General features: G+C 56.4%; 10 protein-coding genes and 1 pseudogene. 3 read left to right on the top strand and 8 right to left on the bottom strand.

Going from position 1 to position 11,940, the window contains the following annotated elements; all coding sequences use genetic code 11:
- Positions 1–8 precede the first annotated feature (8 nt).
- A complete protein-coding gene (locus MO767_RS02845; protein WP_149630891.1) occupies positions 9–356 on the bottom strand; it encodes a RidA family protein in 348 nt (115 codons plus the stop codon).
- Positions 357–1,103: 747 nt separating this feature from the next.
- Here MO767_RS02845 and hisC point away from each other — a divergent pair.
- From hisC to MO767_RS02830, 3 genes and pseudogenes are all read left to right on the top strand, one after another.
- Positions 1,104–2,240 carry a histidinol-phosphate transaminase gene (gene hisC / locus MO767_RS02840; RefSeq protein ID WP_282479318.1) on the top strand — a complete coding sequence of 379 codons (1,137 nt, stop codon included), beginning with the start codon at positions 1,104–1,106 and terminating at the stop codon, positions 2,238–2,240.
- Positions 2,240–2,977, top strand: a complete 738-nt coding sequence (gene hutC, locus MO767_RS02835) for a histidine utilization repressor (protein WP_149630893.1) — start codon at positions 2,240–2,242, stop codon at positions 2,975–2,977. The genes hisC and hutC (MO767_RS02835) overlap by 1 nt, the downstream gene beginning before the upstream one ends.
- Before the next feature lie 41 nt (positions 2,978–3,018).
- Positions 3,019–3,967 (top strand): annotated as a pseudogene (locus tag MO767_RS02830) (hypothetical protein).
- A 235-nt stretch (positions 3,968–4,202) separates the two neighbouring features.
- Here MO767_RS02830 and hutH read toward each other — a convergent pair.
- From hutH to MO767_RS02795, 7 genes are all read right to left on the bottom strand, one after another.
- Positions 4,203–5,735, bottom strand: a complete 1,533-nt coding sequence (hutH, locus tag MO767_RS02825) for a histidine ammonia-lyase (RefSeq protein WP_282479317.1) — start codon at positions 5,733–5,735, stop codon at positions 4,203–4,205.
- Positions 5,732–7,423, bottom strand: coding sequence for a urocanate hydratase (gene hutU, locus MO767_RS02820; protein WP_282479316.1), 1,692 nt, complete (start codon positions 7,421–7,423; stop codon positions 5,732–5,734). The genes hutH and hutU overlap by 4 nt, the downstream gene beginning before the upstream one ends.
- A gap of 305 nt (positions 7,424–7,728) precedes the next feature.
- Positions 7,729–8,481, bottom strand: a complete 753-nt coding sequence (gene hutC / locus MO767_RS02815; protein ID WP_282479315.1) for a histidine utilization repressor — start codon at positions 8,479–8,481, stop codon at positions 7,729–7,731.
- 119 nt (positions 8,482–8,600) lie between these two features.
- Positions 8,601–9,365 carry an ATP-binding cassette domain-containing protein gene (locus MO767_RS02810; RefSeq protein WP_282479314.1) on the bottom strand — a complete coding sequence of 255 codons (765 nt, stop codon included), beginning with the start codon at positions 9,363–9,365 and terminating at the stop codon, positions 8,601–8,603.
- Positions 9,366–9,381: 16 nt separating this feature from the next.
- Positions 9,382–10,092, bottom strand: coding sequence for an ABC transporter permease (locus MO767_RS02805; protein ID WP_282479313.1), 711 nt, complete (start codon positions 10,090–10,092; stop codon positions 9,382–9,384).
- Positions 10,089–10,817: an ABC transporter permease gene (locus MO767_RS02800; protein ID WP_282479312.1), complete on the bottom strand. Its 729-nt coding sequence runs from the start codon at positions 10,815–10,817 to the stop codon at positions 10,089–10,091. Before MO767_RS02800 ends, MO767_RS02805 begins: the two co-directional genes overlap by 4 nt.
- A 55-nt stretch (positions 10,818–10,872) precedes the next feature.
- Positions 10,873–11,655 (bottom strand): transporter substrate-binding domain-containing protein, encoded by a 783-nt coding sequence (locus MO767_RS02795; protein WP_282479347.1) that lies wholly within the window; start codon positions 11,653–11,655, stop codon positions 10,873–10,875.
- Positions 11,656–11,940: the final 285 nt, after the last annotated feature.

Here is an 11,940-nt window from a genome sequence, read left to right as displayed (position 1 = left end):
CCTCCGAATCAAGCACGCTGTTGCGCGATGACACTGATCTCGACCAATGCATCGACCACAAGGCCGGCGCAGACGGTCGCGCGCACTGGCAGGTTGGTCGTGAAGAATGATGCATAAGCCCGATTGAATTCGGCGAAATTACTCCGGTCGGTCAGGTACACGGTAACGCTGACAACATCGTCCAGCGACAGCGATTCGGCTTCCAGCGTCTGGGCAATACGCGTCAAGGTCAAACGCGTTTGCGCTTCGATACCTTCAGGAAAGCTACCGTCCTCACCAAACGGCAATTCGCCAGACAAAAAAACCAGGCCCTGGCTGTGGCGGACTTTGGAAAAGGGCAGATTGCTAACGGTCATGGCAGTTCTCTCTTGGGTATTTCAAGGAGGCGCCCATCAACGAGCACCGGTTGTGAATCATCGATTCGACTTCAGCGGTTTTTACGGTAGGCCATTGAGTCATGCATACGCTTGAGCATGTGATCCCCCTCGCGGACACCGGACACCGGACACATAGATCAGGAGCGAACAGCTGCTTGAGATCATGTCGACTCGTTGCTTAATAGGTTCAGGAGGGGTGAAGTGTATGTTTTAGCCTGAAACACCAATCCTGTATATACAAGATCAAGCATTTACCATGCCGCTCGATCAAAAAATGCGCCATGAGCCTGAGGTAGAGCGACTTACCCTCCTCTCGCGATTAGGACATCTTAGGTGCCCCGATACTCAAGGTTTCGTTTTTCCCCACCAGGCATCATGGGTAACACTCCTAGCGCAACCATTGGTTACATAAGGTTAAAAGGCAGCGATCATCAGCCTGATCTACTTCGCTAGAAACAGGCCTGTACTGCGGAATCAAGAGCAGCTCAGACATTTTGGCCTGCATCTTGCCTGACTGGTATATACAGGCACATACAGATGTCTGCTGCGTAATCATCCTGCTCCCCAAGGATGTTACTCATGAATGTACTGATACCGCTCAGACCCATTCAACTACCAGCCGTACGAGATCAGACATAACGCCGAATAGCCGCGCCTGCAGCAATTCCTGCAGAACTGCCTAGATCGTAATGCCTTCCAGCAAGACACTAATGAGGTTAACCCTGTATGAATGCCAATGACTTGAACCTGCTTGCCCGCGCAGAAGTGCGCGAATTGGCCAGTTACAACGCCGGCCTCGCCTCGGATGCTGTGCGCAAGCGTTTCGGCCTGACTCGCGTCGCCAAACTAGGCAGCAACGAAAACCCGATGGGCACAGCACCCACCGTTAGCGCCGCAACGGCTCGAGCTTGCAGCGAAATTGCGCTATACCCCGATACTGGCTGCCAGGCATTACGCTCTGCACTCTCGAAAAAGCTCGACGTACCCGAGAATCAATTGGTGTTCGGCAACGGCTCGGAAGATTTGCTGAGCGTCATCAGCCGGGTGTTTTTAGACCACGATGACGAAGTAGTTACCGTGGTGCCATCTTTCGGGTTGCACTTCATATACCCAATGGCCGCCGGTGCCCGGGTGGTAGGTGTTCCCATGACCGACAGAGGCACCTTCGACGTAGCGGCAATGATCGCTGCACTCACCCCCCACACCCATGTGCTGATGTTTTCATGCCCGTCAAATCCGGTCGGCTGCACCTTAAGCGCCGACGAGTTGCAGCAGCTGCTCGACGCATTGCCCTCGAAGTGTCTGCTGGTGTTTGATGAGGCCTATTACGAATACGCGCAATGGGAGGCCGAGTACCCGGATTGCCTCGGCTTGATTCAGGCCAGCGGCAAACCGTTCATCCTTCTGCGGACTTTCTCCAAGGCTTATTCCCTGGCAGGTTTGCGCATCGGCTACGGTATCGTCAGCGATCCACTGCTGGCAGATCTGATTAACCGCCTGCGCACCCCGTTCAACGTCAACAGCGTGGCACAAGCTGCAGCGATTGCGGCGCTGGCAGATGATGGTCATCTAAACGCCTGTCTATCCCATGTCTCCAGCGAGCGCCGGCGGCTGGAAGTGGCGCTGCACGAGCAAGGCATTACGACCGCACCGTCCTTGGCCAACTTCCTGTTTTTTAGCACGCCTTATCCGGCCGAAGTAATCAACCAAGCACTGCTGCGTGAAGGGGTTATCATCAAACCGTGGCGCGAAGTTGGATACACTGAGTACTTGCGCGTCTCTGTCGGAAGCTGTGAGGATAACGACCTTTTCCTCCAAGCACTGGCAAACGTCCTTGCCGCACTAGAAACACGGAATGACTAATGATCAAAAATGCACCACAAGCGCTCTACCGGCGTGCAAAGGATTATGTGCAAGACCAACTTCGCGCGGGCGTTTGGAAACCTGGTGACCTGATTTCTTCAGAAAACCAACTGGTGCAAGAACTGGGCATTTCGCGCATGACCGTCAACCGGGCCTTACGCGAACTGACCGAAGAAGGTCATCTGGTCAGGATTTCAGGCGTTGGCACGTTCGTAGCCGAAAGCAAACCGCAATCAAACTTGCTGCGTATCACCAACATTGCCGACGAAATCCTCGCCCGAGGTCACAGTTACACCTGCCGTGTCCTGCACCTGGGGCGCGAATCGGCCTCAATGCCGGTGGCGTCCGCATTGGGCTTGACCACCGGTTCTTCAGTTTTTCATCTGGTCTGTGTTCACAGCGAAGAAGGCGTGCCCGTGCAACTCGAGGATCGTTACGTCAATCCCGAGCTGGTGCCAGAATTTCTGAAGCAAGACTTTGGCGAGCACCTGCAACCGGCAAAGTACCTGTTGCGGGTCATCAAGCCCGACGAGATGGAACACATCGTCGAAGCCTGTCACCCCAGCAACGAAGAAAGCAAACACATGCAAATCGATGCTAATGAACCTTGCCTCGTGCTCATACGCCGAACCTGGAGTCAGAGCAAAATCGTCACCTATGTACGTTTAGTACACCCGTCCTCACGCTATCGCCTAGGCAGTCGCCTGCCAGTAAATGGGGCGCATAGAGACAGTTGAGGCCTGAAGGCACTTGATGAATTGAACCATCATGATTTGGGATGAACACGTCATTCCCGCAGCTTCGTTTGAGCCAAGGTATCAACGCCGAATCTCAGGAGTTGCTCCCCGCGACTTCAGGCTTCCTGCTATTTTTTTGCTTGTTCACCGGCTGCTTCATGCTGCGTCCGATCCGCGAATCCACGGGCATAACGGCGGGCGTGGAGAGTTTGCAATGGCTGCCCGCTGATACGCTGGCATGAGATCGGCGGTGCAGGACGCCCCAGCGCCACTTCGATGGATATTCTGAGCAATCCTGTACCCGCAACCCTTTCAGCGGCTTGACGCGAGTCCTGAAGTCGCCCTACCTACTCGGTATATCCAGCTCTGTGGTGCTGCTCGCAACTATCACGACATTTCTTTACTTAGAACAAGCACGTTTGGTGGCCGAGCTTTTTCCTGATCGTCTGGCTCAGATTCGCGTATTAGGAATCATCGACTTCATTGTCCAGGCTGGCGCCATATTCTCGCAGCTATTCCTGACAGGCCGCTTGGCGGAGAGGTTGGGGGTGCGCATGCTTCTCGCGATCGTGCCGCTGCTGATGTGCATCGGCCTGATTGGGCTCGCGCTGGCACCAAGTTTTATCATCCTCGCTGCCCAAATGGCCGTGCGCCGCATCGGCGAATATGCCTTCGCCCGTCCGGGTCGGGAGATGCTCTTCGCGCCACTCGACGCCGAGAGTAAATACAAGGCCAAAAGCGTCATCGGTACCGTCGTTTATCGCGCAGGCGATGCCATTTAGCGGGGGCAAAAGTGCGCTTGACATGTTGGGCCAAGGTGGCGGCCTGCTTGCGGTTGTCGGTACAGCGTGCGCATTGCTCTGGGGCCGCCTGGGATGGAGGCTTGGCAAGCAGGCAGATGAATCGAATGCTAAGAGCTCCGATTACGCTGCCGGACACTCCGACGCAAAGCTTGCCGGTGGAACGGGCGGGCGTTTAGAGATCCTGTAACAGCGCTTCAGCGAAAATGCGGCCGTCATAGGCATCGCGCTGAGACTCAAAATCTCAGGCCATGGCTGTCGTGAATTTTCATGTACTACAAACGCAAAAAAGCTCCACAGCTACAACGACTGTCTGTCGCCAATAGCTGTAGAGCAAAAAACTGCATAAACACTGTAGCTAATGTGCGGGATTACTCGACCAATTCAGCTCACCCGAGACAAGGGCCAAAGGCCCCTCCCCCCGATTACAAGCTAGGCAGCAACTTCGGCAACACCAGTTCGTTCAAGCAACGGGAAGCCAACAGCTCGCTCGCCGCATTGATATCCGGCGCGAAGAAGCGATCTTTCTCGTAGTAGGCCACTTTGCTGCGCAGACTGGTGCGGGCAAGCTCCAGCTTCTCCGAAGTCTTCAGACCTTCGCGCAAGTCTAGGCCCTGGCAGGCCGCTAGCCACTCTACAGCGAGCACGCCACGGGTGTTTTCAGCCATTTCCCACAACCGCTTGCCGGCTGCTGGAGCCATGGACACGTGGTCTTCCTGATTCGCGGAAGTCGGCAGGCTATCTACCGAATGCGGATGCGCCAGTGCCTTGTTCTCACTTGCCAGCGCCGCTGCGGTAACTTGGGAGATCATGAAACCGGAGTTCACGCCGCCATTAGCCACCAGGAACGGCGGCAGTTGCGACATATGCTTGTCCATCATCAGCGAAATGCGACGCTCGCTCAGGGAACCGATTTCAGCGATGGCCAGTGCCATGTTGTCAGCAGCCATGGCTACAGGCTCGGCGTGGAAGTTACCACCGGAGATCACATCGCCTTCGGCAGCGAAGACCAACGGGTTGTCGGAGACGGCGTTAGCTTCGACGACCAACACTTCGGCGGCTTGACGGAACTGGGTCAGACACGCGCCCATGACTTGCGGCTGGCAACGCAGGGAGTACGGATCCTGAACCTTGCCGCAGTTCTGGTGCGAGTCAGAGACTTCACTGCGCTCGCCCAGCAAGTCACGGTAAGCGCTAGCGGTGTCGATCTGGCTTTTTTGTCCACGAGCGGCGTGGATGCGAGCGTCGAACGGCGAGCGCGAGCCCAAGACTGCTTCAACTGTCAAACCACCAATGGCCAGTGCGCCAGCGAACAGATCTTCGCCCTCGAACAAACCACGCAATGCGTATGCGGTAGACACCTGCGTACCGTTGAGCAACGCCAGACCTTCTTTGGCAGCCAGTGTCAGTGGAGTCAGACCGGCGATTTTCAGCGCCTCGGTCGCCTCCAGCCATTCGCCTTTGTAGCGGGCCTTGCCTTCGCCCAGCAGCACCAGCGACATGTGGGCCAAAGGCGCCAGGTCGCCGGATGCGCCGACCGAACCTTTCAACGGAATGTGCGGATAAACCTCGGCGTTGATCAATGCGATCAGCGCTTCAATAACGGCGCGGCGAATGCCGGAGAAGCCACGGCTCAGGCTGTTGACCTTGAGCACCATAACCAGTCGGACAAGCGCATCGCTGATCGGCTCACCAACACCGGCAGCGTGGGACAGAACCAACGAGCGCTGGAGGTTTTCCAAGTCGTCGGTGGCGATGCGGGTCGAGGCCAGCAGGCCGAAACCGGTATTGATACCGTAGGCGGTGCGGTTCTCGGCGAGGATCTGTTCCACGCAGGCAACGCTGGCTTCAATCTGGGCCGAAGCGCTGTTGTCGAGGGTAATTTTCACCGGGTGCTGGTAGACATCACGCAGTTGGGCAAGGCTCAGTTGGCCTGGGATAATGTTGAGTGTGTTCATGCTTTGGCTCCTTTAACAGGGGTGATCATTGGCAGGTTCAAGCCTTGCTCTTTGGCGCAATCTATTGCGATCTGGTAACCCGCATCGGCGTGACGCATGACGCCGGTCGCCGGGTCGTTGTGCAGTACGCGAGCGATACGCTCGGCCGCTTCGTCCGTACCGTCGCAGACAATCACCATGCCCGAGTGCTGGGAGAAGCCCATGCCGACGCCGCCGCCGTGGTGCAGGGAAACCCAGGTCGCGCCGCTCGCGGTGTTGAGCAGAGCGTTGAGCAGTGGCCAGTCGGACACGGCATCGGAACCGTCTTGCATCGATTCGGTTTCGCGGTTCGGGCTGGCCACAGAGCCGGAATCCAGGTGGTCGCGACCGATGACGATTGGCGCCGACAATTCACCGCTGCGCACCATTTCGTTGAATGCCAGGCCCAGCTTGGCGCGCAGGCCCAGGCCAACCCAGCAGATACGCGCCGGCAGACCTTGGAAGCTGATGCGCTCGCGGGCCATGTCCAGCCAGTTGTGCAGGTGGGCGTCGTCCGGGATCAGTTCTTTGACTTTGGCGTCGGTCTTGTAGATGTCTTCTGCGTTGCCCGACAGTGCAGCCCAACGGAACGGGCCGATGCCACGACAGAACAGCGGACGGATGTAAGCCGGTACGAAGCCAGGGAAGTCGAATGCGTTTTCCACGCCTTCTTCCTGGGCCATCTGACGGATGTTGTTGCCGTAGTCGAAGGTCGGAATGCCCATTTTCTGGAATTCGAGCATCGCTTTAACGTGCACGGCCATCGACTGCTTGGCGGCCTTCACAACAGCAGCCGGCTCGGTCTTGGCGCGAGCGCGGTACTCTTCCCAACTCCAGCCGGCTGGCAAATAACCGTTGAGCGGGTCGTGGGCGCTGGTCTGGTCGGTGACCATGTCCGGACGCACGCCGCGCTTGACCAGTTCCGGAAGGATTTCAGCCGCGTTGCCCAGCAGCGCGATGGAGATCGCTTTGCCTTCTTTGGTGTATTTGGCGATGCGGGCCAGTGCGTCGTCGAGGTCTTTGGCTTGCTCGTCGACGTAACGGCTGTTCAGACGGAAGTCGATGCTGACTTGCTGGCATTCGATGTTCAGCGAGCAAGCGCCGGCCAGGGTCGCGGCTAGCGGCTGGGCACCGCCCATACCGCCGAGGCCTGCGGTCAGCACCCAACGACCCTTGAGGTCATCGTTATAGTGCTGGCGACCGGCTTCGACGAAGGTTTCGTAGGTGCCTTGGACGATGCCCTGGCTGCCGATGTAGATCCAGCTGCCGGCGGTCATCTGGCCGTACATGGCCAGGCCCTTGGCGTCGAGTTCGTTGAAGTGTTCCCAGCTCGCCCAGTGCGGCACCAGGTTGGAGTTGGCGATCAGCACGCGCGGAGCGTTGCTGTGGGTCTTGAACACGCCGACCGGCTTGCCGGATTGCACCAACAGGGTCTCGTCGTCGTTCAGATTGGTCAGGCTCTCGACGATCTTGTCGTAGCACTCCCAGTTACGCGCCGCACGACCGATACCACCGTAAACCACCAGTTCTTTAGGGTTCTCGGCCACTTCCGGGTCGAGGTTGTTCATCAACATGCGCAGTGGAGCTTCAGTCAGCCAGCTTTTGGCCGTCAGCTTATTACCACGCGCTGCGCGGATTTCGACATTACGGAAATGGGATGGCTTGCTCACCGGTAAATCCTCTCGAAATGACTTTCTCAGCCTATTTATTGGTTTAGTGCTACACATCGCATATAAATATAATCATGTATATACAACCATAATCAAGCAAAATTTTGCTCACCTCTAATTTGTCTTTTGTGACTCGTTCATCCAGCGGAGTTGTGCCTATTGCAGATCAAGGGCAAGGCTATTTGAAGAGATGGTTAAGACAGCGTAGTGATGGGATTCAGCAATTCGACAGTCCTGCGCTGTCGCAGGTTACTGCAGGCAATCGAGGCGTGCGGCCCCATGAGCGCGACAGGCTCAGCCCCAAGTTATGCACCGAATCGCCCCTCCAGACGGTGCCGTGAACCTGGCAGAATCAGGCGCGCGGACGTGACAGACTGATAGCCAGACCAAGTCCGCCGACGAATCAACAAGCACGCATCATGAGGCGTGATCTGCAACAGCCTGCACTCCTCCTCGTCGGCCAGGATCGCCTCGACCACATGCTCACCTTCAGTCAGAGGAGCGACCTTGGAAAGATAGGCATAGGGCGTCTGCATCACGAAATTCTGCCGCAGATAATCCGGAGCCACTGCCGCGTTCACGTAGCGATCCTCCAATTGCACCGCCACATCATTCTCGTAATGCACGATCAGGGAATGAAACACCCGCTGTCCTTCGCGCATGTCCAGCGACAAAGCTTGGCCCGCGCTAGCCCCCTCCTCGCACAGGAGAATCACCTCGCAGTGGTGGCGATGCTCACGTTCGCTGATCTCGTCGGCAATGTTGGTGACGGCAAACAATGCCGATTGACCTTTCCGTTCGGCTACGAACGTCCCTACCCCTTGCATGCGCACTAACACACCGTCGGCGGTGAGTTCTCTAAGGGCGCGACTTATGGTCATGCGACTCAATCCCAGCTCTTGAGCCAGTTCAATCTCCGAAGGTATCCGTTCGTGAGCTGACCAGGTGCCACTCAAGATCAGCTGGGTGATCATCTGTTTGACTTGCGCATAGTGTGGCGCGGGGGGATCACTGAGCTGATCTACCCACGAAGGAAAATTTCGGAATTGCTTCGGCACGTTGCTCTCCTCGTCAAGCTGTACAGCGGCCTACTCCCACCGCAAACGCACGACCGAGTGGGCAGAGCGCGTGCGAAGGAGCATCTGAGCGACCGAACAGTCGCTCGACGGCATTCCGGTTACTTCAGGTTGCCACTGAGGAACTGCTGAAGGCGCTCGCTTTTGGGATTGCCCAGGACATCTTCAGGGAAACCTTGCTCTTCCACGAGCCCTTGATGGAGGAACAAAACCTGGTTCGACACCTTGCGCGCGAAGCTCATCTCATGGGTCACCATGATCATGGTTCGGCCTTCTTCGGCCAGACCCTGGATAACCTTAAGCACCTCGCCCACCAACTCCGGATCCAGCGCCGAAGTCGGCTCGTCGAACAACATGATCTCCGGCTCCATGGCCAGAGCCCGGGCAATAGCAACCCGCTGTTGCTGCCCGCCGGAGAGAAAGGCCGGGTATTGATCGGCGACGCGGGACGGCAAACCTACCTTGTCCAGGTAACGCCGGGCCCGCTCCTCTGCATCCCTCTTACTGACACCCAGTACTCGGCGCGGGGCCATCGTGATGTTGTCGAGCACAGTCATGTGGCTCCACAGGTTAAAATGCTGAAACACCATCGCAAGGCGCGTGCGCAGACGCTGTAGTTCATCAGCGTCGGCCACATGCATGCCGTGGCGGTCATGGATCATGCGAATTGGCTGGTTATCCAGGCCCATGGCACCGTCGTTGGGCGTTTCCAGAAAGTTGATACAACGCAAGAAGGTGCTCTTGCCCGATCCACTAGCGCCGATCAGGCTGATCACATCGCCTGTCTTGGCATTGAGCGAAACGCCCTTGAGCACTTCGTGGTTGCCATAGCTTTTATGCAGGTTTTCAACGGTCAATTTGTACATGTTCAAACATCCTGAATTAATGAGCCGGGCCGAGGAAAGACAGCCAACGGCGTTCAGCCAAACGGAACAGGCCAACCAGAGAGAAAGTGACTGCGAGGTAAATCGCGGCGGCGATACCGAACGACTGGAAAGTCAGGAACGTTGCCGAGTTGGCATCCCGGGCGACCTTGAGAATGTCCGGCACAGTGGCGGTGAACGCGACGGTGGTCGAGTGCAGCATCAGTATTACTTCGTTGCTGTAGTTCGGCAGCGAGCGGCGCAGTGCAGACGGCATGATGATGTAGGCATATAACTTCCAGCCGCGCAGTCCGAAAGCCTTGGCTGCTTCGACCTCACCGTGATTCATGTTACGGATCGCCCCAGCGAAGATTTCTGTGGTGTACGCGCAAGTGTTCAGGGCGAAGGCCAGGATGGTGCAGTTCAATGCATCGCGGAAGAATGCGTCGAGCATGGGCTGGGATCGCACTGCTGCGATACTGTAAATGCCGGTGTAGCAGATCAGTAGCTGTATATACAGAGGCGTGCCACGGAACAAATAGGTATAGAACTGCACCGGCCAGCGCACCCAAACGTTGGTCGAAACCCTGGCAATCGACAACGGAACCGACATCACGAAACCGAAGAAGAGCGAGGCACTGAGCAGCCACAGCGTCATCGCCAACCCGGTGATGTGGTAGCCATCGTTATAGAGGAAGGGTTTCCAGTATTCCTGCAGTAGCTCGATCATCGCACGGCCTCCCGAGTGCCTGCGGCGTAGAAGATTTCCAGCCGGCGCAAGACGTAGTTCGATGCGGTGGTGATAACCAGATAAATCAAGGCAGCCAGCACCAGGATAAAGAACAGTTGATAGGAGCTCTTGCCCGCGTCCTGAGCCACCTTGACCAAGTCGGCCAGACCAATGATCGAGACCAGAGCGGTGGCCTTGAGAATGACCATCCAGTTATTGCCAATACCCGGCAAAGCAAAACGCATCATTTGCGGGAACAGCACGAAGCGGAAACGCTGGGCACGGGTCAGGCCGTAAGAAGTGGCTGCCTCCATCTGGCCACGGGGCACAGCGAGGATCGCGCCACGGAAAGTCTCGGTGAAATACGCCCCATAGATAAAGCCTAGAGTTATCACACCGGCACTGAATGGATTGATCTCAATGTAATCCCAACCCATGGCTGCGGTCAGATTGGTCAGCCAGGTTTGCAGGCTGTAGAAGATCAGCAGCATCAGAACCAGATCCGGCACTCCACGGATCAGCGTGGTGTAAGCCTGCGCGGGGACGCGCAACAGTGCCGACTTTGAAAGCTTGGCACTGGCACCGACCAGGCCCAAGACCACGCTTAGCAGCAAGCAAAGGAAGGATAACTTGACAGTCATCCAGGAGCCTTGCAGCAACAGTGGGCCGAAGCCCTTGAGACTGAAGCCTGACAGCCCCAGCATCTGCAATATGTTTTCTAACATTGGGGAGCCCTTCGTAAATCAGGAAAACGCCCATCCGCGAATGGGCGCAGCGTCGTTATTTGCCGCTGTAAATATTCTGATCACCGAAGTGTTTCTTTTGGATGGCCGCGTAGGTGCCGTCGTCGTGCAGCGCCTTTATACCTTTGTCCACCAGGGTTTTGAGCTCGGCGTTGCCTTTGAGGAGACCCATCGCTGTTTTCGCTGGCAGCAGCTCGTGATCGACTGGCTTACTGACTTCAAAGTCGGCGCCTTGCGGGGACTTCAGGAAACCCATTTCAGCTTGCAGCATGTTCTGAATTGAGGCGTCGAGGCGACCAGTCACCAAGTCAGAATAAACTTGGTCTTGATTGGAATAGGCCTGGGTCTTGATCCCGGCCTTGTTCAGCACGGCCTTGGCGTAGGCCTCCTCGGTGGTGCCTTGTTCATAGCCCACGGTCTTGCCAGCCAGCGTCTTGATGTCTTCGCTTAGGCCAGAGCCCTTCTTGAACACGAACGACGTGGGCACCGAAAACAATTCGCTGGAGAAATCGATGACTTTTTCCCGCGATGAGGTCACGGTCATGGCAGAAATCACGCCGTCGAATTTGTTGGCCTTCAGGCCGGGGATCATGCCGTCGAAATCGCTTTCTACCCACTTGCACTTGACCTTCAGTTCAGCGCAAATCGCGTTACCCAGATCAATATCAAAGCCCACCAGGCTACCGTCGGCGGCCTTGGATTCGAAGGGCGCATAAGAGGGGTCGACACCAAAGCGCAACTCCTTGTACTCCTTGGCCAGGGCAGAGCCAGCAGCCACGCATAGAGCCAATACTGAAAGGGTCAAAATAGATTTTTTCATTGTTTTTATTCCTAAGAACCAACAGAAGCGCTTGTGGCGCACGAGTACAGTTATGGAGCACGTGTGTCGTTAAAAAGAACACACACAGACCCCAATTCGCGGATAAGCGTGTCGAGACGCGTGGTCGACTCTAACGCGCAAATACATACTTGTACAGACAGGCATAGGCAATCAATCAGCCATTTATCTGGCCGACTGCTTCAGGAAGCATGAGGAAGGCTGGATGGTGCCGGGAATACTGCTGGTTGAAGCGTTTGCGACACGAGCATAGCCTGACAGTCATCT

The organism is Pseudomonas sp. UYIF39, assembly GCF_029963765.1.
GTDB lineage: Bacteria > Pseudomonadota > Gammaproteobacteria > Pseudomonadales > Pseudomonadaceae > Aquipseudomonas.
Note: the sequence above shows the minus strand (reverse complement) of the source record. Positions and strands in the feature narration are given on the sequence as shown.